21 protein-coding genes and 1 tRNA gene are annotated in these 24,830 nt (G+C 63.6%); 17 read left to right on the top strand and 5 right to left on the bottom strand.

The window, feature by feature from the left end:
* Window positions 1–161 precede the first annotated feature (161 nt).
* The 11 genes from KW845_RS08510 to KW845_RS08560 all read left to right on the top strand — a co-directional run bounded on the left by KW845_RS08510 (window position 162) and on the right by KW845_RS08560 (window position 13,943).
* On the top strand, window positions 162–3,878 hold the full coding sequence (locus KW845_RS08510) for a hydantoinase B/oxoprolinase family protein (protein ID WP_218368802.1): 3,717 nt from the start codon (window positions 162–164) through the stop codon (window positions 3,876–3,878).
* The gene (locus tag KW845_RS08515; protein ID WP_218369963.1) at window positions 3,878–4,567 is read left to right on the top strand and encodes an RraA family protein; all 690 of its coding nucleotides are present in this window, start codon (window positions 3,878–3,880) and stop codon (window positions 4,565–4,567) included. Before KW845_RS08510 ends, KW845_RS08515 begins: the two co-directional genes overlap by 1 nt.
* A 27-nt stretch (window positions 4,568–4,594) precedes the next feature.
* A complete protein-coding gene (locus tag KW845_RS08520; RefSeq protein ID WP_218368803.1) occupies window positions 4,595–5,794 on the top strand; it encodes a pyridoxal phosphate-dependent aminotransferase in 1,200 nt (399 codons plus the stop codon).
* Between the two features lie 170 nt (window positions 5,795–5,964).
* Complete coding sequence (locus tag KW845_RS08525; RefSeq protein WP_255592508.1) at window positions 5,965–6,132, top strand: hypothetical protein; 168 nt, start codon at window positions 5,965–5,967, stop codon at window positions 6,130–6,132.
* A 90-nt stretch (window positions 6,133–6,222) separates the two neighbouring features.
* Complete coding sequence (locus KW845_RS08530) at window positions 6,223–7,278, top strand: DUF72 domain-containing protein (protein ID WP_218368804.1); 1,056 nt, start codon at window positions 6,223–6,225, stop codon at window positions 7,276–7,278.
* A 228-nt stretch (window positions 7,279–7,506) separates the two neighbouring features.
* On the top strand, window positions 7,507–8,013 hold the full coding sequence (locus KW845_RS08535; RefSeq protein WP_218368805.1) for a sigma-70 family RNA polymerase sigma factor: 507 nt from the start codon (window positions 7,507–7,509) through the stop codon (window positions 8,011–8,013).
* A gap of 20 nt (window positions 8,014–8,033) precedes the next feature.
* Window positions 8,034–8,999 (top strand): FecR domain-containing protein, encoded by a 966-nt coding sequence (locus tag KW845_RS08540; protein ID WP_218368806.1) that lies wholly within the window; start codon window positions 8,034–8,036, stop codon window positions 8,997–8,999.
* A gap of 160 nt (window positions 9,000–9,159) precedes the next feature.
* On the top strand, window positions 9,160–11,721 hold the full coding sequence (locus KW845_RS08545; RefSeq protein ID WP_218368807.1) for a TonB-dependent receptor: 2,562 nt from the start codon (window positions 9,160–9,162) through the stop codon (window positions 11,719–11,721).
* Window positions 11,722–11,724: 3 nt separating this feature from the next.
* Window positions 11,725–11,997 carry a hypothetical protein gene (locus tag KW845_RS08550; protein WP_218368808.1) on the top strand — a complete coding sequence of 91 codons (273 nt, stop codon included), beginning with the start codon at window positions 11,725–11,727 and terminating at the stop codon, window positions 11,995–11,997.
* Entirely contained in the window at window positions 11,990–12,283 is a 294-nt protein-coding gene (locus tag KW845_RS08555; protein WP_218368809.1) for a hypothetical protein, read from the top strand. The genes KW845_RS08550 and KW845_RS08555 overlap by 8 nt, the downstream gene beginning before the upstream one ends.
* A gap of 7 nt (window positions 12,284–12,290) precedes the next feature.
* Window positions 12,291–13,943: a PepSY domain-containing protein gene (locus KW845_RS08560; RefSeq protein ID WP_255592509.1), complete on the top strand. Its 1,653-nt coding sequence runs from the start codon at window positions 12,291–12,293 to the stop codon at window positions 13,941–13,943.
* A 287-nt stretch (window positions 13,944–14,230) separates the two neighbouring features.
* Here the strand turns inward: KW845_RS08560 and KW845_RS08565 are convergent.
* Window positions 14,231–14,306, bottom strand: a tRNA-Phe gene (locus KW845_RS08565).
* Window positions 14,307–14,460: 154 nt separating this feature from the next.
* Between KW845_RS08565 and hemA the strand changes: the two genes are divergently transcribed.
* From hemA to KW845_RS08595, 6 genes are all read left to right on the top strand, one after another.
* Window positions 14,461–15,735 (top strand): glutamyl-tRNA reductase, encoded by a 1,275-nt coding sequence (gene hemA, locus KW845_RS08570; RefSeq protein WP_218368810.1) that lies wholly within the window; start codon window positions 14,461–14,463, stop codon window positions 15,733–15,735.
* Window positions 15,736–15,827: 92 nt separating this feature from the next.
* A complete protein-coding gene (prfA, locus tag KW845_RS08575; RefSeq protein WP_218368811.1) occupies window positions 15,828–16,910 on the top strand; it encodes a peptide chain release factor 1 in 1,083 nt (360 codons plus the stop codon).
* The gene (gene prmC, locus KW845_RS08580; protein ID WP_218368812.1) at window positions 16,900–17,730 is read left to right on the top strand and encodes a peptide chain release factor N(5)-glutamine methyltransferase; all 831 of its coding nucleotides are present in this window, start codon (window positions 16,900–16,902) and stop codon (window positions 17,728–17,730) included. Before prfA ends, prmC begins: the two co-directional genes overlap by 11 nt.
* 45 nt (window positions 17,731–17,775) lie before the next feature.
* Complete coding sequence (gene grxD / locus KW845_RS08585) at window positions 17,776–18,105, top strand: Grx4 family monothiol glutaredoxin (protein ID WP_218368813.1); 330 nt, start codon at window positions 17,776–17,778, stop codon at window positions 18,103–18,105.
* Window positions 18,102–18,680 carry a UbiX family flavin prenyltransferase gene (locus KW845_RS08590; protein WP_218368814.1) on the top strand — a complete coding sequence of 193 codons (579 nt, stop codon included), beginning with the start codon at window positions 18,102–18,104 and terminating at the stop codon, window positions 18,678–18,680. Before grxD ends, KW845_RS08590 begins: the two co-directional genes overlap by 4 nt.
* Before the next feature lie 4 nt (window positions 18,681–18,684).
* Window positions 18,685–19,446, top strand: a complete 762-nt coding sequence (locus KW845_RS08595; RefSeq protein ID WP_218368815.1) for a GntR family transcriptional regulator — start codon at window positions 18,685–18,687, stop codon at window positions 19,444–19,446.
* Window positions 19,447–19,628: 182 nt separating this feature from the next.
* Here KW845_RS08595 and KW845_RS08600 read toward each other — a convergent pair whose 3' ends face one another.
* From KW845_RS08600 to KW845_RS08615, 4 genes are all read right to left on the bottom strand, one after another.
* On the bottom strand, window positions 19,629–20,606 hold the full coding sequence (locus KW845_RS08600; protein WP_218368816.1) for a tripartite tricarboxylate transporter substrate binding protein: 978 nt from the start codon (window positions 20,604–20,606) through the stop codon (window positions 19,629–19,631).
* A gap of 157 nt (window positions 20,607–20,763) precedes the next feature.
* Window positions 20,764–22,116, bottom strand: coding sequence for an aspartate aminotransferase family protein (locus KW845_RS08605; protein WP_218368817.1), 1,353 nt, complete (start codon window positions 22,114–22,116; stop codon window positions 20,764–20,766).
* 291 nt (window positions 22,117–22,407) lie between these two features.
* On the bottom strand, window positions 22,408–22,962 hold the full coding sequence (locus tag KW845_RS08610) for a DUF934 domain-containing protein (protein ID WP_218368818.1): 555 nt from the start codon (window positions 22,960–22,962) through the stop codon (window positions 22,408–22,410).
* Window positions 22,955–24,703, bottom strand: coding sequence for a nitrite/sulfite reductase (locus KW845_RS08615; RefSeq protein WP_218368819.1), 1,749 nt, complete (start codon window positions 24,701–24,703; stop codon window positions 22,955–22,957). Before KW845_RS08615 ends, KW845_RS08610 begins: the two co-directional genes overlap by 8 nt.
* Window positions 24,704–24,830 lie beyond the last annotated feature (127 nt).

Below are 24,830 nucleotides of genomic sequence, written 5' to 3' on the forward strand. Positions count from 1 at the left end.
TCTAATAATCTTTATGGAAGATAGATTTCAATCTGACTGATTTCGGCATTCCCTGCCGGATTTTTACCATGAATGAAGAATTTCAGTCAATAAATTCGTTGACTAGAATATTTTCATGCATCATCATGCGGCCATTGTTCTGATATGCATAAAGGCAAAGCATGATCCAAGCAGGCAAGCGGCTTTCGGTGGGGGTGGACATTGGTGGAACCTTCACCGACATCGTGGTGCTCGATGAAGATTCCCGCGAGGTCCGCGCTCATAAAGAGCTGACAACGCACGATGCGCCGGCCAAAGGCGTCATGCAGGGCCTGGGCAAGCTGTTCCGGCGCGAGAACCTGCAGCTGAAAGATGTCGGTCGCCTGGTCCATGCCACGACCTTGTTCACCAATGCCCTCATCGAGCGGCGCGGGGCCCGTGCTGGCTTCATTACCACCGAGGGCTTTGGCGACGTCATCGCGATCGGTCGCGAGCGCAAGTACGACATCTATGACCTGCAAATCGATATCATCCGCCCGCTGTGTGACCGCGAACAGCGCTACGAGGTCGCGGAGCGCGTCGACGCGGCCGGCAACGTGCTGCGCGAGCTGGACCTGGAGCAACTCGGCAGCGTGGTCGACCGCGCCGTGGAGCAAGGCTGCGAGAGCCTGGCTATCGGTTTTCTCAACGCGCACGTCAACCCGCACAACGAGCGCCTGGCCCGCGACTTCGTCGGCCGCCGCCATCCCGCGCTGTCTTTGTCGATCTCGCACGAAGTGGCCAACGAGATCCGGGAGTACGACCGCTTTTCCACCGCCATCGCCAATGCCTACATTCAACCGCTTGCTGAGAAGTACTTGCACGTACTGGCGCAGGCACTGCGCGAGTTAGGCATTCTTTGCCCCATGTTCGTAATGCGTTCCAACGGCGGGCTGGCCACTGTCGAAGAGGCGGTCCAGACTCCCATCCATCTGCTCGAGTCCGGGCCGGCTGCCGGCACCCTGGCCGCGGCTTACTTTGCGCGCGCCTGCGAGGTGTCAGACTTCGTGGCCCTGGACCTGGGTGGTACCACGGCGAAACTGTGCGCCATCGAAGGTGGAACCCCGCTTATCTCGCACGTATTCGAGGCCGCGCGCGAAAAGCGCTTCGTGCCGGAGAGCGGTCTGCCGATCCGCATTCCCACCGTCGATCTGATCGAGATCGGGGCTGGAGGAGGAGGTATCGCCCGTGTCGACCAACTGGGCCTGCTGAAGGTCGGCCCGACCAGCGCCGGCTCGGAGCCTGGCCCGGCCGCATATGGCCGCGGCGGTATCCATCCCACGGTCAGCGACGCCAACTTGTTGTTGGGCTACTTGAATCCCGGCTACTTTGCCAACGGCGATATCCAGCTGGACACCGGACTGGCTTCCCGTGCCGTCAGCGTCCTGGCCGATGCGCTGCGAGTACAGGTGCGCGACAGCGCGGCGGGCATACATGACTTGGCCAATGAAAGCATGGCCGCGGCGGCGCGTGTCCATGCCGCAGAGCACGGCCGCGATCCGTCCCGGCTTGCCCTGCTGGTAACAGGCGGTGGCGGGCCGATTCATGGTGGCGGCGTTGCACGCAAGCTGGGCATATCCACATTGATTTGTCCGGCCGCAGCGGGGGTTGCCTCGGCAATCGGGCTGGTGCTGGCCCCCATACGTGTCGATACGGCCCGTTTCGCCGGCCTTACCCTGTGCGCCGAGAACCTGATTGCGTTGCAGCAGGCCTACGATGAACTGCGTGCCGACGCCGTGGCGCGGGTCAATGCCATGGTGGGCCGCGCCTCGCGGCCCGACATCGCTTATGCGGCCGAAATGCGCTACGTCGGCCAGGGGTTCGAGATCACCGTGGCGCTGGACGACGCCTTGTCAGCCGCCGAGCCGTTGTCGGCCATCCGCGGTGCGTTCGAGGCGCAGTACCAAGACATTTTCGGCCAGGTGCTGCCCTGGGCAGAGATCGAGCTGACGATGGTTCGCCTCACGGCTGCGCTGGCCCTCACCGAGGTCGACAAACCGCTGCGTTTCGCCGAAGACGAGCCGTCCGCTTCGGCGTTGCAGCCCTCCGGCGAGCGGCAGATTTTCCTTCCGGGCGCAACGGCCCAGGTAACGGCCAAAGTCTATCGTTGGGAGTCGCTGCCTGCGGGAACCCGCTTGAACGGCCCGGTGGTTGTCGAGCAACAGGGGTCCACGCTGGTCCTGGCAGCCGAAGATGTACTTTGTATCGCAGCAGGCGGCACCGCCGTCGTCCACATTGGACAGTCGGCCGCGCGCAGCAGCACCTTCGACAGCATCAATCTCGAGATCTTCTGGCGCCGGCTGATTGCCATCGTCGACGAAGCATCGGCCACCTTGGTCCGCTCGTCGTTCTCCACCGTGGTGCGGGAGTCGGACGATTTTTCTGTCGTCTTGACAGATGCCGGTGGCAGCTTGCTGGCGCAGGGCACCAAGAGCATTCCGGTATTCATCGGCAGTTTGCCGCGTACGGTCAGGCACTTTATTGACCACTTCGGCATCGACGATATCCACGAAGGCGACGTCTACGTTACCAACGATGCCTGGATGGGAACCGGCCACCTCTCCGATATCAACCTGGCAGCGCCGATATTCCACGATGGGCGTCTCGTGGCTTTTGCTGCCAGCACCGCACATGCTGCCGATATCGGCGGCAACTCCAACGCGTTCCAGATCGCCGACGTGTTCCAGGAAGGCTTTCAGATTCCCATCATGAAGCTGCGGGACAAGGGTGCGATCAACGAGTCTATTCTGCAGTTGCTGCGCAAGAACGTTCGAGCCCCGGAACAAGTGGTGGGTGACCTGTTCGGCCAGATTTCCGCGCTTGGCATCATCGACCGACGCTTGAAGACGGTCATGCACGAATGGAAGCTCGAGACGCTCGGGGACTTCGCGCGCGAAACGTTCTCGCGCACAGACAAAGCCACTCGCGAAGCCATCCGGCGCATTCCCGACGGCATTTACCGTGCCGAGCAATTTGCCGACGGCATGGGCGATCCGCTGCGGCTCAATGCCGCCGTTATTGTGGAAGGCGACACGCTTACCGTGGATTACGCCGGCACATCGCCGCAGATCAAGGCGGCGCTCAACGTGGCCTACTGCTATACCCATGGTTTTACGGTGTATGGCCTCAAGTGCCTGCTCGACCCAGGCAGCCCGAACAACGAAGGCTCGTTCCGCGCATTGAAGGTGGCAGCTCCCCAGGGCAGCGTGCTCAATCACGATTTTCCCTTGTCGGGCGGAAATCGCGCCACGGTCGGCCATTATCTGCCTTCCCTGGTGTATCAGGCGCTCGCGCCCGCGATGCCGGAAAGTGTGCTGGCCAGCGCCGGCGCGCCGATCTGGAGCATTCTCATCAAGGGACGTACCGTTGGCGGAAAGCCGGTCATGGTCAAAGGCTTCTTCAATGGTGGCATGGGAGGTTCGCGGGCCCGCGACGGCCTGAGCGTCATCAGCTGGCCCAGCAATATTTCCGGCGCCCCGGTAGAGGTCATGGAGCGGTTGGGACCGGTTCGGATCAATTACCGGAGAATTCGCGTCGACTCCGGTGGCCACGGCATGCATCGCGGCGGCGACGGTCTCGAGACGGAAGTCGAAGTCACCGAAGCGGGCGACTACACGCTGAACATGATTGCCGACCGTCTCAGGCATGGCGCCCCCGGATTGTTCGGCGGCGCCGACGGGCATACCGGAGAAGTCACCATCAACGGCAAACCCGTCAATGTGCGGGCCACGCATGAACTGAAGGTGGGCGACCGCATCGTGCTGCGCACCCCTGGCGGGGGCGGGTATGGCACCACGGCCCAGCCTGTAACCGAACAAGTTGCGCCGTTGGCGCAGGACATACTTAAAGGATCTGCATGATGAGCATGGGATTTAGAGTCTTTGAACGTGGCTGGCAACCAGTACCCGACCTGGTCGAACAATTTCGCAACCTGCCGGTCGCCAACATCAGCGATGTCATGGGCCGGCTCAATGCAGGCGGAGACCGGTTGCGGCCGCATCACGACAGAACTTACCTGTGCGGCCAGGCGTTGACTGTCAAGACGCGCCCCGGCGACAACCTGATGGTGCACCATGCGCTGGACATCGTGCGGGCCGGCGAAGTCATCGTCGTTGATGCGGGCGGCGACACCACCAATGCCATCGTCGGAGAATTCATGGTGTCGCACGCCATGCGGGCGGGCGCGGCGGGAGTGGTCATAGATGGCGCCATCCGCGATGTCGGCGCAATACGCGCGGGCAGTTTTCCGGTCTATGCCGCCGGCGTGACGCATCGGGGCCCCTATAAGGATGGCCCGGGCGAACTCAATGTTGCCGTTTCCGTGGGCGGCATGGTGGTCAACCCTGGCGACATCATCGTCGGCGACGAAGATGGCCTGCTGGCGATCGCGCTGGCCGATGCGGAAGAGGTGCTCCAGGCTGCCTTGCTCAAGCAGAAGGCCGAACAACAGCAGTGGGAGCGGATCCACGCCGGCACGAACGACCGTCGCTGGGTGGGCGAGGCCCTGCGCAAAGGCGGATGCACGTTCGTTTCGCGCTCGGAACCCTGAGGCCGTACACGCATGCGAGAGCCAGACATGACGTTCTATTCCAACGCTGTGCAGCGCATTCAACCATCGGCCACCATGCTGGTGGCGCAACGCGCGCGCGATCTCAAGATCCAGGGCCGCGACATCATTTCATTGAGTACCGGCGAACCTGATTTCGCCACACCCGCGCACATCCAGGAAGCCGCGCGCAAGGCCGCCGCCGAGGGAAAGACCAAGTACCCGCCGGTGAATGGCGTCAATGAATTGCGCGAGGCCGTGGTCCGGAAATTCAAGGCCGAGAATGGCATCGACTACGATCCGGCCCAGGTCATTGTGTGCAATGGTGCCAAGCAGGCCATCTCCAATGCACTGATCGCCACGGTCAATGCCGGCGACGAAGTGATCATTCCTGTGCCTTACTGGGTCTCGTATCCCGAACTGGTGACGCTGCTGGGCGGCGTGCCCGTATATGCCCAGACATCCGCGCCCGGTTTCAAACTGAGCGCGGCCGAATTGGAAGCGAGAATTACCCCGCGCACTAAATGGCTGGTCCTGAATTCTCCCTGCAATCCTACGGGGGCCACCTACAGCGCCGCCGAGTTGCGGCAGCTTGCACAGGTGCTGCTTCGCCATCCGCAGGTGCACGTCATGACCGACGACATCTACGAGCACCTGGTCTATGACGATAATGTCTTCGCCACGCTTGCGCAGGTCGAGCCAAGCCTGAAAGACCGCACTCTCACGATAAACGGCGTCTCGAAAGCCTATGCCATGACGGGGTGGAGAATCGGGTACGCCGCAGGCGAAAGCGGATTGATCAAGACCATGGCCAAAGTACAGAGCCAATTGACGTCGGGTGCCTGCTCTGTTGCGCAGTGGGCCGCGGTGGCGGCGCTGACCGGCCCGCTGGAGCAAGTCCGCCAGTTTCAGGCGGTTTATGCTCAACGGCGAGCGCTGGCCAGCGACATACTGGCCAACGCTCCCGGGCTGGAATGCTCGCGGCCGGAAGGCGCCTTCTATCTATTTCCAAATTGCGAGGCTCTGCTCGGACGGAATGCCCCCGACGGTAAACCTCTCGATACGGACGTGGACTTCTGCGCCGCGCTGCTCGATGCGACGGGTGTAGCGGCCGTGCCTGGCACGGCTTTCGGAAGGCCGGGAAACTTCCGCATTACCTACGCAATAGAAACCGCCGCATTGAAAGAAGCCTGCGAGCGTACCAAGAGGTTTTGCGAAACGCTTGAATGATTTCCTGGCGGCGAACAACGCACATCCGGCTTGGGTGAATTCCCAGGTGCACGCTTTCTATTTCGCATCTGTCACGGAGCCGGTCTGCGGGGGGCTGCAGCCTGACGCTGCGCGCGCTGGAGCTAAGCTACAACTACATCACCGGTGAAACCGTCAATTTCTCCGAGCCCATGGATGCCGAGATGGTCTATGTCTCGCGCGTGGTGGCGGCCAAGTTCATTCCCATCCACATGCCTACGGGCAGCCGCTGGACGCTCGCCGACGCGCGAGCCCGCATGGGTCCGGCGCTGCTCGCTTGCGCACGCGGCATCACCAACGCGGTGCGGCCCATTACCTGAAAGCGCGAACCGAATGGGAGGGGAGGCATCGCGCATTGCCTGTGGCCACCGATCTCCTTTACATTGCTCTCAAAGAGAGCAATTACCAGCATGCAAGATGATCTTTTCGGAGACGCGCTTCTCCAACCCCCGGCGACCCTTCCGACCAATGCGGCATCCGATGCGAGTCCCGCGTTCTCCGCCCTGCGAAGCATGGCCAAGGTGCTTCCCGCCCCTGCGGGGGACGGCTGGCGCGCGCTTGCGCGGCAGTTTTCGGCGCAGCTGCGTTTCGGAGTCTCTACCTGGTCGTATCCGGGCTGGGAAGGGCTGGTCTGGGATGGGGAATACGATTCGAGCACGCTGTCCAAGCATGGCCTGGGCGCCTACCATCAGCACCCGCTGCTGCGCACGGTTTGTGTGGACCGCACTTTCTGGCGCCCGTTGACGGCCGGCCAGTATGCAGCTTATGCGGGGCAGGTCGATGATGACTTCCGTTTCGTCGTCAAATGTCCCGCCAGTGTGACCGACGCCCAGGTGCGCAGCGAGGAAGGCAAGGCGCGCGAGGCCAATCCGGGTTTTCTCGATCCGGCTCAGGCCATCGAAGATTTTGTCCAGCCGGTGCTCGAGGGCCTGGGCGCCAAGCTCGGGGTTCTGGTGTTCCAGCTGAGCCCTTTGCCCTGGAGCTGGCTGAGCCGCCCGGCATCGATGCTGGAGAAACTGGGCTGCATGCTGGCGGCTGTCCGGCAGGCTTTGTCCGCGCATGACGCTGTGATTGTCGCGGTCGAGGTTCGAGACCCTGAACTACTGGGCCAGGCGCTGGTTGACACGCTCAAGGCGCATGGCGCCACTTTCTGCCTGGGCCTGCATGGCAAGATGCCGCCGATCGAAGAGCAACTGCCCATGCTGCGTGCGCTATGGCCGGGGCCGCTGGTCTGCCGATGGAACCTGAATCGCATTTTTGGCGCGTATGGCTATGCCGACGCGCAGAAGAAGCATGATCCGTTCAATGCCATTCTCAGCGAGGATCCCCACACGCGCGCGGTGCTTGCGCGCACGATACGCGGGATCACAGGCGCGGGCCAGCCCGCCTATGTGACGGTCAGCAACGATGCCGAGGGCTGCGCGCCGCTCTCTATCCAGAAGCTGGCCCAAGCTATTGCCGAGTAGAGCCTGCCTGCTCCGTCATTGGAATATGTTTCGGTCGCCGACTCAGCCTGGTGCTTGGGTTCAATGCATGTGTGTTCGGTCAACGGCCGGCAATCCATAGCCAAGACCAATCGATAGTCCGGCAAGCAGCGCGGTCTTGCGGTATCCGTCCGTTACGTTATAAAATGCGAATGATTATCATTAGTTATCGGTCCGCACACGTGCTCGACCAGCATTAAGGAGGGCGTCGTGTCGGCGGCCGATAGTGCAACGCAGCAGGTTCACACCCTGTACACCAATCATCATGGTTGGCTGTACGGCTGGCTGCGCCGCAAGCTCGGCAATGCCTGCGACGCGGCGGACCTGGCGCACGACACTTTCGTGCGGGTCATGGTTTCCCGCCGGCTGCCGGCGCAACTGGGCGAGGAGCCCCGTGCGTTGCTCACCCACATCGCCAAGGGCCTGGTCATCGACCACTGGCGGCGGCAGGACGTGGAACGCGCCTACCTCGAAGCGGTGGCCCATTTGCCGGAACCAGAAGCACCGTCACCGGAAACGCGCCTGCTCGTCATCGAGGCGTTGATGCGCATCGACGCCATGCTGACCAGCCTGCCGGCGCGTACGCGCGAAGTGTTCCTGCTGGCTCAGCTCGACGGACTGACGCTGCACCAGATCGCCGAGCGCACGCACACTCCAGTGATCACCGTGCGTCGGCACATCCGCAAGGCGCTGATGGCCTGCATGGCCGTCGCCTGACACGATCGGGGTATTCCGCGATGTCATCCGCTGCCGCTATCGACACCGACTTGCTCAAGGAAGCCGCCGACTGGGCCGTGACCCTCCACTACGACACGCCAACCGACGCCGAGCGCCAAGCGTTCGACCGTTGGCGCCGGCAGAGCCCAGCGCACGAGGCTGCCTGGGCTCGCGCGCAAGCCGTTTTTCGTACATTCAACCAGATGCCCGCCAACATCGGCAAGGATGCGCTCAAGAGGCTGGAGCACCGTCACGACCGGCGGCGGGCCCTGCGCCTGCTTGGCTTGGTGTTGCTGGCTGCACCGGCTGGCTGGCTGGCTTGGCGCCACACACCCTGGCAGGAATGGACAGCCGACCTGCGCGCCGGCACCGGCGAGCAGAAGACTGTCACCCTGGTCGATGGCACGCGGCTGGTGCTCAATACCGCGACGGCCGTGGATGTGGCTTTCACCGCCACCGAACGGCGCCTCGCCCTGGTCGCCGGCGAAATCTTCATTACCACCGCGCAAGACCCGTCGCCCGCGCGGCGCCCCTTCATCGTGCGCACCGTCCAGGGCAGCCTGCGGCCACTTGGCACCCGCTTCAACGTGCGCCGTCTCAACGACAGTACCCGCGTCGCCGTGTTCGAGGGCGCGGTCGAAGTGTGCCCGGTCACCTCCACCCAGGCGACCATTGTGCAGGCTGGCGAACAGATGGCGTTCACGGCCGGCGCACTGCAAGCCGTGCAGCCGGCCGACGACAACGCCGTCCTGTGGAAGCGCGGCATGCTCCTGGCCAAGGATATGCGCCTCGGCGACGTGATCGCCGAACTGGCCCGCTACCGCCCCGGCGTACTGCGCTGTGACCCGGCAGTGGCCGATATGCTCACATCCGGCGCCCTCTCGTTGACCGACACCGATGCTGCTCTGGCACTGTTGTCCAGCACGTTGCCGCTGCGCATCGAGTACCGCACGCGCTACTGGGTCACGGTCGTGCCCCGTCTCTGATCCGCTGGTCGTCGGCGCCGCCTGAGCGCTGACGTGCGACACCCAGGCAAAAAGTATGTCGAGAGGTGATCACTTTTTCCGCCTCGTCCGGTGTGTCTGGTGAAAGCGCGTCTTTCGGCGCGCCAGAACGAACACCAACACATCGACGAAAGGTACTGACATGGTCTTCAGGCGTCCTCGCTCTCGGCGACTGGCCCGCGGGGCGGGTCTCGCTTCTTCTTCCACCATCCGTTCACGCGGCGACGCTCTACTGGCGTTCAAGGCCAAGGGGTTCGTATTTGTCATCGGCTGCGCCCTGGCTGGTGCAGCCGCGCTCGCGCCCAGCCCTGTGCTGGCCGCCGAGTCTGCTACCGGCTCGGCCAGCCGGGAATACGCCCTTTCCGCTGGACGGCTGAGCGACGTGCTGGCGGAGTTCGCCGCTGCATCGGGCGTGCAACTGATATTCGATCCGAACATCCTGGCCGGCCTGCGCAGCAGTGGTTTGCAAGGCCGTTACGGCGTACGCGAAGGCTTCGCGCGCCTGCTCGCGGGCAGTGGCTACGAGTTGGTGGACATGGGCGCCCGCCGCTATTCACTGCGTCAGATGACGGCGGACGACAGCGGCGCCATCAATCTGGCGCCCGTGACCGTGACAGGTACGGCAATCAATCCGAATTCGACGATGACGCCGATGCCGGCTTATGCGGGCGGACAGATCGCGCGCGGCGGCCAGGTCGGGATGCTTGGCAACAAGGATGTAATGGATACGCCGTTCAGCCTGATCAGCTACACGAACAAGACGATCCAGGATCAACAGGCGCGAACTGTTCAGGATGTATTGAACAATGATCCCTCTGTTGTAGCGAGCACCTCGAGCGGGACTCCCCACGATTACCAGGTCATCCGGGGATTTGGCGGTTACGGAATCGACGGCACCCGTACCCTCAATGGTGTAGCCGGTATGGCACCCCTATTTTTCCCATCGGCCGACTACATTGAACGCGTGGAGATTCTCAAAGGTCCAAGCGCACTCCTGAACGGTATGACGCTTGCGTCCGCAGCGGTCACCGGCGCTCTTGGTGGCTCGGTCAATCTAGTTACGAAGCGCGCAACGGAGGAACCGATCACGGAGCTGACTGCACGCTATGTGTCGAAATCCCAAATTGGTACACACCTTGACGTCGGCCGTCGTTTCGGAGCAAGCAATGAGTTCGGTATCCGATTCAACGGATCTATCGACGGAGGTCATACGCCAATCGATACGCAACACTCGAGAATCGGTAGCGCGGCGCTCAACCTGGACTATGCCGGCGATCGTGTCCGACTGTCAGCAGACTTTGCACATCAGTCCCAAAAGCTAGACCCGAATGGGGTATATATCCAGGCTCGATCTGTCGCCGACTCGCTATCATCCTTTCCCCGCGCACCAAGCTCGACAGTGAGTCTCGTTCCTTCCGGCTCGGAATATAAAACCAAATCAACCATGGGCTTGATACGAGGCGAAGTCGACATACTTGACAATGTCACAGCCTATGCCGCCATAGGTAAGCAGAGCTCAGAGGCCGACTTGAATGGCTACGAAAAGGTCCGGTTGCTCGACAGCACCGGCCGATACAGTATCGCGCGAGAAATACAACACTATTCGCGGGACATCCTATCTATGCAAGGCGGCATTCGGGCTACGGTGAATACCGGCCCAGTGGATCACGCTTTGAGCCTTAACCTATCTCGGTCAGAACTTACATACAAACGCGCGGAGTCTGAAGGAGCCTCTTCAATCATAGATTCCATCTATAACCCTGTATTTCCGTCCTTGCCCTCCGTTGCTGATCCCGGCGACCCCGTGAAGAGTTCCCAGACGACGGCGTCCAGCATTGGCTTTGCAGACACCTTATCCATATTGGATGAGCGTATCCAATTTATGGCCGGAATTCGCTATCAGGAAGCGGGTATCAAGAACTTCGATACTAAAACAGGATTGCTATCCTCGAAATACGACTCCAATGCCTGGACTCCAGCGTTTGGGCTGGTCGTCAAGCCCTGGCAAAACGTCTCGCTCTATGCCAACTATATCGAGGATCTGAGAGCAGGAACCATCGTCGGCACGACGTACGCGAATGCTGGCGAGGTATTCCCGCCATACACCACCAAGCAGTACGAGGCCGGTGTCAAGGCTGACTGGGGTCAGGTGATGACGACGTTGGCGGTGTTCCAGATCACCAAGCCCAGTTCAATTGCGGTAGACGATCCCGCGAGCGGGGCCTCAACATTGACGCAGGACGGTGAAGAGCGCACTCGCGGTATCGAGCTGAACGCCTATGGCGAACTCATGCGCGGCGTTCGGTTGATGGGCGGGCTTACCCTGCTCGACGCCCGCCTGACCAAGACCGAAGGCGGTACGCTCGACGGCAAGAGGAACGATACCGCTCCGAAAGTCCGCGCGGTGATTGGCGCGGAATGGGACACACCCTTCGTGGAAGGACTGACGCTCACGGGTCGGCTGACCCATACTGGTGATGCGGTTGTCTCAACCACCTCCGGCGTCACTATTCCTTCATGGACAACGGTGGACCTTGGTGCACGCTATGCCTTCAATTCTCCGTGGAACAAGAAACCTATCACCGTCCGTTTCAATGTCGATAATGTCTTCGACAAAGACTACTGGGCCGGTACTTATGCGTCTGGCTTCGTGTACCGAGGTCAGCCGCGCACCTTTCGCCTTTCGGCGACATTCGCCTTCTGAGCCATGATCAAAATTCTCGCGCTGACGCTGACCATTCTCGGTTGTGCGTGTCTTTACCTCGCGAGCCCGAATCAAAAATGGCATTTACGGCCTTTCCCGCGAACGCCGTTTTTGGGCGCTGGCAGTCTGTTACTGGCGAGCGGCCTTGCTGCATGGATCGCGGCATTGCGGCCAGTATCCGGCTTCTTCATAACCCTGCATGTCGCGATGGCATGCCTGTTCGCCTTCCCATACATCGCCGTGCTCTGCGGCATCTGGAGAACCCGGCATGGCTGAAAGAATCCGTCCCGACTGGTGGGGAAAGGCCAGTGCCGGCGCCATCCTCGGGCTAGGCCTGGCGCTCTCGCTGGTCGGCCTTTACGCCTATCTGGGGCCGGGGGGCATAGATGCGCCGGGCGGGCGCTACTCGCTGATGCGCTATCTGGAAGCGTTGGTCTGGATCGTGGTGTTCGGCTTCTGTTTCCTGTTTCGCAGCGGTCGCGCGGCCTGGGCGTGGCTAGGCGCAGCGAACCTGATTGCCTTCGCGGCGCTGTTTGCCTGCCGTTTCTATTTCTTCGCATGAGGGCAGCATGATCCGCGCCGACATCATCAAAATCTACAAGACCGTCCACACATGGACCGGCATTACCTGTGGCTTTGCGCTGTTCATCGCCTTCTATGCGGGCGCGCTCACCATGTTCCAGGAGCCCATAGCACGCTGGGCATCGCCGCCTGCCGTGGGTGTGGCAGCGGTTCCTTTGGACGATGCGCCCCGTTTACTCGAATTAGTCGCCGCCGCGCATCCCGAAGCGCGCGAGCACGGCATCATGCTGCATCTGCGGGGAAACGAGAACGAGCCTGCGCGGGTGACGTGGGAAGAAGATGCGCCGCATCAAGAAGGCCAGCCGCACGGGCACGTCCATTGGTGGGCGACGCTCAAGCCTGACGGCACGCTGCTGGCCAGAGAGGAGGAGCCGTCCGAACTGGCGGAGTTCATCAATGACATCCATATGCACGTCGGGATTGCCCGGCCGTGGGGATCGTATTTCATGGGGGTGGTCTCGCTGCTCTACGGTGTGGCGCTGATCGCCGGCGTGATCGTGCTGTTGCCGTCGCTCGTCAAGGATTTTTTCGCGCTGCGTATCGGCAAGAACCTCAAGCGCATGTGGCTGGACGCCCACAATGTCGTCGGAATTACCGCACTGCCATTTCATATTGCGATGGCGATAACCGCGACCGCATTGAGCCTGAGCGGCCCGCTCTGGTCCGCGCAAGAGAGCGTAATCTTCGGCGGCAAGCAAGAGATCCTGAACGAACTCGATAACGAGCCATTCAGGCCGCCAAAGCCGATCGGCGAGGCCGGTGCAATGATGGCCCCCGCACAATTGCTTCAACAACTCAAAGTACAGGTGCCCGGTTTCGAGCCCCGCGTCATGATCTTCAAGAATTTTGGAGACAAGGCCGCGTCGGTGAGAGTTCCTGGAGCCGAGCGTGGCTATGTCGGCGATTACCATCTTGGTGGCGTCATGCTGAGCGCCGTAACCGGCGAATTGCTCAAAGACCGCACACGTCCATCGCGCCAGGATCCGGATCGTCGAGCGTCAGAGACGTTCTACGGCCTGCACGCGGGGCAGTATGAAGGGGCGACGATCACGTGGGCATACTTCTTCCTGGGCCTTTCCGGCGCGTGGCTGTTTTATAGCGGCAATTTGCTCTGGATCGAGACACGCCGCAAGAAGGCTCGCGAGGGCGGCGAAGCCGAGCAGTCGCGCTCGACGCGCCTGTTGGGCAGCGCAACGGTAGGTGTTTGCCTCGGCTGCGTGGCTGGCCTTTCGCTTACCATCGTTGCCGCCAAGTGGCTGCATGGCCGCGTCGCCGATCTCAATCATTGGCATGAATATATCTATTACATCGCGTTCCTCGCCTCGGTCGCCTGGGCGTTCGCCTGGGGCGCGGCGCGCTCGGCCGTGCATCTGCTGTGGTTGTCCGCCGCCGCGACGATGGCGATCCCGCTGACCACGCTGGCCGCGCTGCTGTTCCCGCCGCTGGGCATGTGGGCGCACGGCAGCGCCGCGACCATCGGCGTGGATGTCGTCGCGTTCATCGGCGCGCTCTGCTTCGCATGGATGGCGGTCGCTACCACCCGCCGGATCAGGAACGGCCCCGCCGATAGCATCTGGTCCATCCGAAAGGCCGACACGGCCGCGCCGCTGCGTGCGCCTGCGGCTGTCCCGGCCGAATGACCCTGCGCGGCATCAAACGTGCTGTTTCAGCCTCAAGCAGAAAGGGCAACCGGCCGCGGCCGACGCCGACGTGACGGTGGCGCGGGCAGCCATGCTGCCGTCGATCACGCCACGTGACTTGTACCCGCCAGAGGCCGCTTTTCACGAAATCATTCTGGGGTACAAGTGGGGGTACAACCAAACGTGGGATGTAACGGGACGAGCTGAGACGCCTCAGGAGAGATTTCTCGCCTAAATCGCTGATTCACCAGCGTTTGAGATGTCTTGGGAGGTACTAGGGAAGGGGATGGTGGCCTGGGGCGGAATCGAACCACCGACACGCGGATTTTCAATCCGCTGCTCTACCAACTGAGCTACCAGGCCAACGAAGTCCGCAACTATACACAAATTTCTTGATCCTTGCAGGCACCTTAGTCACAAACCCCTACCCTCGGGATTACCCGGAGAGGTATAATTTTCATCGACTCAATGTTACAAATGCGCCGCCCTTCGTCCGGCGGCGCTTGGCTCGTCTTCCATGTCCGTTGCTGTTCTCGCCTTCGGTCTGAATCACACGTCCGCGCCCGTGTCGGTGCGCGAGCGCGTATCCATGCCTGTCGACCTGGTGCGCCCGGCGCTGGAAGGCTTGCGCTCGGCCTTTGGCGGCGCGGTCCGCGAAGCGGCCATCCTGTCCACCTGTAATCGCACCGAAGTCTATTGCGCGGCCGAAGCGCAGGTGGTCGAGCAACTGCCGGCATGGCTGGCCGATCACAACCGCATCGAAGCCGTCGCGCTGCACCCGCACCTGTATCGCCACCAGCAAGACGACGCCGTGCGCCATGCGTTTCGCGTGGCCAGCGGGCTCGATTCCATGGTGCTGGGCGAACCGCAGATCCTGGGCCAGATGAAAGATGCGGTGCGTGCCGCCGGCGAAGCCGGTTCGCTGGGCACGCTGCTGCACCAACTGTTCCAGCGCACATTCTCGGTAGCGAAAGAAGTCCGTTCGCAAACCGCCATTGGCGCGCACTCGGTATCCATGGCGGCCGCCGCCGTGCGGCTGGCCGAGCGCGTGTTCGGCAACCTGGACCAGGCCCGCACGCTGTTCATCGGTGCCGGCGAAATGATCGAACTCTGTGCCACCCATTTTGCCGCGCAGCGTCCCCGCAGCATGGTGGTGGCCAACCGTACCGCCGAACGCGCCGAGTCGCTGGCGGGGCGTTTCTCGGCATCTACCATGAAGCTGGCCGACCTGCCCGAGCGCCTGGCCGAATTCGACGTCATCGTGTCCTGTACGGCAAGTTCCCTGCCCATCCTGGGCTTGGGGCTGGTCGAGCGCGCCACGCGCCAGCGCCGCCATCGCCCCATGGTCATGATCGACCTGGCCGTGCCGCGCGATATCGAACCCGAAGTCGGCCGCCTGGACGACGTCTACCTGTATTCGGTCGACGACCTGGGCCGCCTGGTGCAAAGCGGCACCGACGCGCGCCGCGCGGCGGTGGTGCAGGCCGAAGCCATCATCGAAACGCGTGTCCAGGGCTTCATGCACTGGATGCAGTCGCGCGAAGTGGTGCCCGTCATCCGCGACCTGCACCAGGCCGCCGAAGACGTGCGCGCCGCCGAACTCGAACGCGCCCGCCGCTTGCTGGCGCGCGGCGAGTCACCCGAAGCCGTGCTCGAGCAACTGGCGCACGGGCTTACCCAGAAGTACCTGCACGGCCCGCTGGCGGCACTGAACCGCAGCGAAGGCGACGAGCGCAAGCAACTGCTCGCCTGGATGCCGCGCCTGTTCCCGGGCCGCGATTCGCGCCGTTAGCGCTGCTGCCACAATGCCCGCCGTCATGGCGGGCGTTCGTTTTCCGGGCGCCCGCTTTCGCTAATACGCAATACGTCTTCCTGGTATCCCATATGAAATCTTCCATGCGCAGCCGGCTGGAACAGCTGTCCCACCGCTTGATCGAGGTCGACGCCCTGCTGGCCGACCCCGACGCCGCTGCCGACATGGAACGCTTTCGCAAGCTGTCGCGCGAGCGGGCCGAGCTGGAACCGGTGGTGGTGGCCTTCGGGCAGTTCGTGCGCACTGAAGAAGACCTGGCCACGGCGCAGGAAATGCTGGACGATCCCGACCTGAAGGCGATGGCCGAAGACGAGATCAAGACCGGCCGCGAGCGCCTGGAAATACTGGAAGCCGACCTGCAATTGCTGCTGCTGCCGCGCGATCCCAACGACGGCCGCAGCCTGTTTCTGGAAATTCGCGCGGGCACCGGCGGCGACGAAAGCGCGCTGTTCTCGGGCGACTTGCTGCGCATGTATTCGCGCTATGCCGAGCAGCGCGGCTGGCGCGTCGAGCTGATGTCCGAAAGCCCGTCGGAACTGGGCGGCTATAAAGAAGTGATCGCCCGTATCGACGGCGACGGCGCCTATGGGCGCCTGAAATTCGAATCGGGCGCGCATCGCGTGCAGCGCGTGCCCGCCACCGAGGCGCAGGGCCGCATCCATACCTCGGCCTGCACGGTGGCGGTGATGCCCGAGGCCGATGCCATGAACGAGATCGTCATCAACCCGGGCGACCTGCGCATCGATACGTTCCGCGCCAGCGGCGCGGGCGGGCAGCACATCAACAAGACCGATTCGGCCGTGCGCATCACCCACTTGCCCACCGGGCTGGTGGTGGAATGCCAGGACGACCGTTCGCAGCACCGCAATAAAGACAAGGCCATGCAGGTGCTGGCCGCGCGCCTGAAAGACCGTGAACTGCGTGAGCGCCAAAGCAAGGAAGCCGCCGAGCGCAAGAGCCTGGTGGGGTCGGGCGACCGGTCGGAACGCATCCGCACCTACAATTTCCCCCAGGGGCGCGTAACCGACCATCGTATCAACCTGACGCTGTACAAGCTGCAGCAGATCATGGAAGGCGATCTTGAAGAACTGACCGGCGCGCTGATCGCCGAACACCAGGCCGAGCAGTTGGCGGCGCTGGGGGATGACCTGTAACGTGGACCGCCCCATCCTGCAGGCCTTCTTGCGGGACGCGCGCCTGCCGCGCCTGGAGGCGCGCATGTTGCTCGAGCACGTATTGCAGAAGCCGCGTGCCTGGATGCTGGCACACGAGACGGACCCCATCGAGCCCTGGCAGGCGCAGCAATACCAGGTGCTGGCGACCCGCCGGCTGGCTGGCGAGCCCATGGCCTACCTGTTGGGGCATCGCGAATTCATGGGGCATGACTTCGCGGTGACGCCCGATGTCTTGATTCCCCGGCCCGAAACCGAACTGCTGGTCGAGACGGCGCTGGCGTGGCTGGCCGGCCATCCCGAGGCGGCCGTGCTGGACCTGGGCACCGGCAGCGGCGTGATTGCCGTGTCGATCGCCCTGGGCGCGCCGCAGGCGGCGGTAACCGCTACCGATGCCAGCGCGGCGGCGCTGCAAGTGGCGGTGCGCAATGCCGCGCGGCTGGGTGCCCGGGCCGATTTCGCGCAGGGTAGCTGGTACGACGCGCTGCCTTCGCGCGCACGCTATGACCTGATTGTGTCCAACCCACCGTATATCGCCAACGACGACCAGCACCTGGGGCGCGGCGACCTGCGCTTCGAGCCGCGCAGCGCCCTGACCGACGGAGCCGATGGATTGCGCAGCCTGGCTGCCATCATCGCCGGGGCGGCCGGGCGGCTGCGCCCGGGCGGCGCGCTGTGGCTCGAGCACGGCTGGGACCAGGCGGCCGCGGTACGGCAGTTGCTGGCCGGGGCGGGGTTCGATCACGTAACCAGCCAGCGCGATCTGTCCGGAATCGAGCGGATTTCCGGCGGGTCCCTATAATGGGTTCATTCCGCTAATACTGCTTTTCCTGTTTGTGAGACCACCATGAGCGACGTGCAAGAATTCATCCGCGAAACCGTCACCCAGCACCCCGTCGTGCTGTTCATGAAAGGCACCGCCCAGTTCCCCCAGTGCGGGTTCTCGGGCCGCGCCATCCAGATCCTGAAGGACTGTGGCGTCAAGAAGCTGGTTACCGTCAACGTGCTCGAAGACGAAGAAGTGCGCCAGGCCATCAAGGAATTCTCCAGCTGGCCCACCATTCCGCAGCTTTACGTCAGCGGCGAATTCGTCGGCGGTTCGGACATCATGGGCCAGATGAACGAAAACGGCGAACTGAAGACGCTGCTGGAAACCTCGGGCGCCACCGACGCATGACCTCTGCCCGGCGGCTGGTCGTCGGTATCACGGGCGCCACCGGCGCCCTGTACGCGGTGCGCCTGTTGCAGGCCCTGCGCGGGGTGGATGACGTCGAGTCGCATTTGGTGGTGTCCGCCTCGGGCGTGCTGAACATCAAGCACGAACTGGATGTCACCCGCCACGATGTCCAGGCGCTGGCCGACCATGTGCACAGCGTGCGCGACGTGGGGGCCACCCTGGCCAGCGGCGCGTTCCAGACGGCCGGCATGGTGATCGTGCCATGTTCGATGCGCACGCTGGCGGCCGTGGCGCACGGCCTGTCCGACAACCTGATCACGCGGGCGGCCGACGTTACGCTGAAAGAGCGCCGCCGCCTGGTGCTGATGGTGCGCGAAACACCGTTCAACCTGGCGCACCTGCGCAACATGACTGCCGTTACCGAGATGGGCGGCATCGTATTCCCGCCGCTGCCGGCGTTCTACCATCGCCCCGCGTCCATCGAGCAGATGGTCGACCATACCGTGGCGCGGGTGCTGGAACTGTTCGACATCCACGTGCCTGGGCCCCACTGGGAAGGCATGCGCGGCGCTTGACCCCATGATCACGCCCAAGAAAAGCCCGCCCTCTTCTACGTTGTTCTTCAATCCATTCCCGAAGTACCTGCAGGTGCGGCACATCATCGAGCGCCGGCTGTATTCCGGGTACGAGATCGGCGATCGCATCCCCACCGAACAGGCCCTGTGCGAAGAGTTCGGCGTATCGCGCGAGACGGTGCGCGAAGCCTTGCGCGGCCTGGAGCAAGAAGGCATCATCCAGCGCCACCGCGCCAAGGGCACGTTCTTCGTGCGCCGGCCCGACACGCCGGTCAACCAGCGCCTGACCGGCATGGTCGAGGATTTCACCGCGCTGCACCTGGACACCTACGCCAAGGTGCTGTCGGCCGGTGTGGTAAAGGCCGCCGACGAGGCCAAGCTGCTGTACGCGCCCACCGAAGACCTGTTCCTGATCGAGCGGCTGCGCTATTTCGAAGACCGGCCGCTGGTGGTGCACGAGGCCTTCCTGCCGGTGCTGCTGGGCGAGCGCCTGATGACCTGGGACCTGGGCAATGCCTCGATCCAGGGTCTCATCGAGCAAAAGCTCGAGCTCACCTGCATCGAAGAGCGCCAGCAGATCGAGGCGATGATCGCCGACACGCGGCTGGCGCAGTTGCTGGACATTCCGGTGGGCGCGCCGGTGTTGCTGGTGGGCCGCCTGCACCGCTTGTCCGACGGCAGCGGGATGGTGATGTTCCGCTCGTACTATCGCGCCGATCGCTACTACTACACGCTGAACCTGGCGCGGCCGTCCGGCCGGCCGTAGCCTGGTGAGCGGCCGGCGCCTCCCAGGTTCGCGCCGGTTGCACCGGCACTACCGTCTGCGCTGCGTCAATCTTCCGGCCGCTGGCGGATCAGGCCGGCCAACTGGTCGATTTCTTGCTTGGTATTGAATAACGCCAGCGCCGCGCGCACCGCCCCGAGATCATAGCCGGCACCCATGGCGCTTTATTCCACCTTGGCGCTGGAGCTGCGTACTACCTCGCCCCACTTGGCGGCTTCGCTCTTGACGTAGTCGGTGAACTGCGGCCGGGTCAGCGTGGCGGGCGCGGCCCCCTGCATGGCCAGCGCGTCGATCACGTCTTTCTGCCTGAGCCCCTGGGCGACCGCGGCCGCCAGTTTGTCGACGATGGCCATGGGCGTGCCGTGCGGCGCGAATACGCCGTACCAATTGTCCACCGCGTAGCCGGGCGTGCCGCTTTCCGTCACGGTCGGAACCTCGGGCATGCTGGCCGCGCGGGTCTTGCCCGACACGGCTACCAGCCGTACGCGGCCCGACTGCGCCAGGCCCAGCACCGGCGGCGGCGGCACGAACATGATCTGCACCTGGCCGCTGACAAGATCGGCCAAGGCCGGCGCGGTGCCTTTGTACGGTACGTGGACCCAGTTCAGCTGGTTCATCGCGCGATACATCTCGCCGGACAGGTGAGTGATGGTGCCAGTGCCGGCCGACGCGACATTGATCTTGCCCGGCTGCCGCTTGACCAGCGCCGCCAGTTCTTGCAGTGTCTTCGCCTTCACATTGGGATTGACGGCGATCGCCATCGGCGTGGTTGCCACCATCGCCACCGGCGTCAGGTCATCGATGGTGCTGTAGCCCAGCGAGGGATACAGGCTGGGATTGATGGCGATCTCGGAAGTCGAGGCCAGCACCAGCGTGTAGCCGTCGGGCGCGGCGCGTGCTACCGAGCCGGTGCCAATGGACCCTCCCGCGCCGCCGCGGTTGTCCACCACGACTTGTTGCCCAAGGTCGTCGCTGAGGGTCTTGGCGATCAGGCGGCCTACCGCGTCGGACCCCCCGCCGGGCGGGAAAGGCACCACCAGCTTGATGGGCCGGTCGGGGTAGGTTTGGGCATGGGACGCCACCGCCGCGAAGCACGACAGGGCCAGGGCACAACGGGCGATTCTTGAAACGTATCGATGCATGGTAATTCCCCTGAGTTGCAGACTGCCCGGCCGCCCTCATGGCGGCCGGGTTGTGCGCGCCGGATCTGCTGCGATGCTGTCCGGCTTGGGCGCGGATACCTGGATCCGAATCGACCGATGGCGCGCCTGTCACCCGCGCGTCACGGCATGGCCGGGGTCAGGCGGCCGCTTTGTTCATGACGCCGGATTGCGCCACTTGCTTGAGCACTTTTTCCAGGATGTCCATGCCTTCCTGGATCTCGGCGTCGGTCGACACCATGGGCGGCACCAGCCGGATGACGTTCATGCGACCGTGGCTGCCGCGCGCCTGCACGATCAGGCCCTGCTCCTGGCAGGCCTGTACCACAGCCTTGGCGGCGTCGTTGGCGGGTTCGCGGGTCTTGCGGCTGGTGACCAGCTCGACGCCGTACAGGACGCCGCGGCCGCGGATGTCGCCGATCATCTCGATCTGCCGCGCCATGGCCGACAGGCGTTCGCGCAGTTGCGCGTCGATCGCGGCGGCGCGTTCGACCAGGCCGTCCTGCTCGATGATGTCGATGCTGGCCACGCCGGCCGCGCAGGTGATGGGGTCGCAGGCGTGTGAACGCGTGGCGAAGTAGCCGTTGGCGGCCGCCCGGTCGGCGATCTCGGCGCTGGTGCACACCGCGCTGACCGGCAGGCCCGCGCCGAAGTGCTTGGACACCGTGATGATGTCGGGCACGACGCCTTCGTGCTGGTGGCCCCACATTTGGCCGGTCTTGCCCAGGCCGGTCTGCGATTCGTCCATGATGAACAGCATGCCGTACTGGCTGCAGAGTTCGCGCAGCGCCTTCACATAGCCCGGGGGCGGGACGATGATGCCGCCGGCGCTGAGGATCGGTTCCATGATGAAGGCGGCCGGCTTGCCGGTGAAGTTACTGACGGCCAGGTCGAAGCTCGTTTTCATGCACAGGAAATCGCCGCTGCCGGTGACGCAGGCGCAGTCGGCGAACGGGCAGCGGTAGGCGTAAGGCGCCATCATCGAGAACGTCGCCTGGGCGGCCAGGCCGTGTTTGCTGCGGTTCCAGCCGAACGACAGCGAGCGCGTGATGAACGAGGTGGAACCGTGCAGGCCCATGTTCATGCCCAGCACGTCGGTGCCGCCGGTGACCTTGCGCGCCATGTCGACGGCGGCTTCGACCGCGTCGCTGCCGCTGACCAGGAACAGGGACTTCTGCAGCGGTGGCGTGAGGATCTCGCCCAGGCGGCGATGCAGCGTCAGGCGGTCGACGTTGAGGAACGTCTTGGTCGAGTGGCTGATGGTTTCCAGGTTGCGCTTGACCGCCTGGACATACAGCGGGTGGTTGTGGCCCAGCGCCGCGGCCATCTGGCCGGAGCCGAAGTCCAGGTAGCGCCGGCCCTGTGTATCGTAAACCTCGATGCCGCAGGCGTGCGAGATGACCGGGCGGCTTTCCAGCCCGGCCATATAGGCGCCCTTGGCGGTGGGAATCATCCAGCGGTCGACGATTTCCTTTACCTCGTTGGTGTCCATGGCGGTCTTTCCGTAAAGGGGGGTGAGTGGGAGAAAATCTTTAATGATGGAATGTACGGATAATAATACAATAGCTGCCGCAGACACTCCGGACTAACCCGCAGAGAGCCTGGGCATGGTGATGTCGCCCCCGGCGGGAGGGGCGGAGAAAGGGGGGAAAAGGGGAAGAAAAACGGGACCCGACGGCTGGTGTCTGACACCGGGGTGTGCCCAGGTCATCCCACCACAACGGTGCCTGGCACCCCGGCGGGAGCCAGGCACCAGGCTGTCCTTCAATGCAGCCGGGGCGGTTTACGCCGCCAGCAACTCCGGCGCCTTGGGCTTGGGATATGTCTTCTGGTAGTGCACGGTAAACGTCTTGAGCGCGGCCAGCGCCTTGTGCGGGTCGTGGCCTTCTTTCACCAGGAAACTGTCGAAGCCGACGCGCGCCTGGTAATGGATGGTGTCGATCATGACGTCGCCCAGCGCCCGCAGTTCGCCCTGCCAGCCGTGCCGGGTGCGCAGCAATTGCGCCAGGGAATAGCCGCGCCCGTCGGTATAGATGGGAAAGTCGATGGCGATGAAAGCGATGCCGGTGGGGTCGACCTGGCCGTCTTCGCCCACCAGGTCGTTCAGCTTGGTGGCCGGTGCCAGCAGGACGGCCACCGGGTGCTGGCGCTGGCGCAGCGTGTCGCGCGCAGCCACCCATACCGGCAGGGGCACGATCCAGCCTGGCTCGTCGGCCGGCAATTGCGCGCCGGCCTCGGTGTCGGCCTCGGGCGCGAACACGCGCCAGTCGTTGGCCTGCAGGCGGCCGTGGCGGATCAAGTGTGCCGCGGTTTCGTTGGTGGCAACGGCATCAGGCATGGGCAACCTCGCGGACGCGCGCCGGTGCGGCCTTGGCCACCGCCGGATCGGCATAGACATCTTCTTTGAAAGGAGCGATACCGACGCGGTCGACCACGTCGATAAAGCGTTCGGCGTCGCTGTCGCGCAGGCGCAGGTACGTGCGCACCAATTGCTCGACCACATCGGGCACCTGTTCGCGCGCGAACGAGGGGCCGATGATGCGGCCGATGGCGGCGCCGCCCCCGCGCAGCGATTGCAGGTCGGGCAGCGGCTTGGCGGCGCCATTCTGGCGCCCGCCGATGGTGACCTGGTACCACTCTTCGCCGTTCTTATCCACGCCCAGGATGCCGATATGGCCCACGTGGTGGTGGCCACAGGCATTGATGCAGCCCGAGATGTTCAAGTCGAGCTCGCCCACTTCGAACAAGTAGTCCAGGTCGTCGAAACGGTGCTGGATGGCCTCGGCTACGGGAATCGACACGGCATTGGCCAGCGCGCAGAAATCGCCGCCGGGGCACGAGATGATGTTGGTCAGCAGGCCGATGTTGGGCGTGGCCATGTTCAGCGCGCGCAGCTCTTGCCAGAGCTCGAAAAGCTGGGCGCGGCGCACGTCGGCCAGCACCAGGTTCTGTTCGTGCGAGACGCGCACTTCGCCGTAGCCATAGCGTTCGGACAGGTCGGCCACGGCTTCCATCTGGTCGGCCGTGATGTCGCCCGGCGGGACGCCCGTGGGTTTGAGCGACAAGGTGACGGCCGCATAGCCCGGCACCTTGTGGCCATGCACGTTCTTGCGCAGCCAGCGCGCGAAGGCGGGATGCGCCGCGGTGTGCATCTCGGTGGGATCGGGCTCGCCGGCGGTGCCCGCATCGTACTCGGGCCAGGTGAAGCGGCTGGCGATGGTGTCCACGTAGTCTTGCGTCAGCGTGTCGGGGCCGCCCTTGATCAACTGCCACTGCTCGTCGACCTGCTGGGCATAGGCTTCGGGGGTCAGGTCCTTGACCAGGATCTTGATGCGCGCCTTGAACTTGTTGTCGCGCCGGCCGTGCATGTTGTAGACGCGCAGCGCGGCCTGCAGATAGGTAAGCAGATGCTGCCATTCTACGAACGGGTTGATCAGGTGGCCCACCATGGGGGTGCGTCCCAGGCCGCCGCCCACCCACACGCGAAAGCCCAGCACGCCGTCGCGCTCGACTGCCTGCAGGCCGATATCGTGCACGCCCACGGCGGCACGGTCTTCTTCGGCGCCGCTGACAGCGATCTTGAACTTGCGCGGCAGGAATGCGAATTCAGGGTGCAGCGTCGACCATTGGCGAATGATCTCGCACCACACCAGGGGGTTGACGAGTTCGTCGGGCGCGATGCCGGCAAAATGGTCGGACGTGGTGTTGCGGATACAGTTGCCGCTGGTCTGGATGGAGTGCATCTGCACCTTGGCCAGCTCGGCCAGGATGGTGGGCACGTCTTCCAGCTTGGGCCAGTTGAACTGCATGTTCTGACGGGTGCTGAAGTGGCCGTAACCGCGGTCCCATGTGCGCGCGATATGCGCCAGCGTGCGCAGTTGGCGCGCGGCCAGCAGGCCATAGGGGATGGCGATGCGCAGCATCGGCGCGTGGCGCTGTATATATAGGCCGTTTTGCAGGCGCAGCGTGCGGAAGTCGTCTTCGGTCAGCTGGCCGTCAAGAAAGCGCTTGGTCTGGTCGGTGAACTGCGCAACGCGCTGTTCCACAAGTTGTTGATCGACGGGATCGTACACATACATGGCAGGTTGCCCATTTTGAAGCGCCCTGGGGCGCAAGGGAACAGCCTGCGGCTTGCAGCGGGCCACCATCTACGGTGGACGCGGAAACGCGCCGCCGCCCGGCGCCGCAGGGTTCTATGCTCATAAC

It is taken from the genome of Bordetella sp. BOR01 (assembly GCF_019218885.1).
Classification (GTDB): Bacteria; Pseudomonadota; Gammaproteobacteria; order Burkholderiales; family Burkholderiaceae_B; genus Bordetella_A.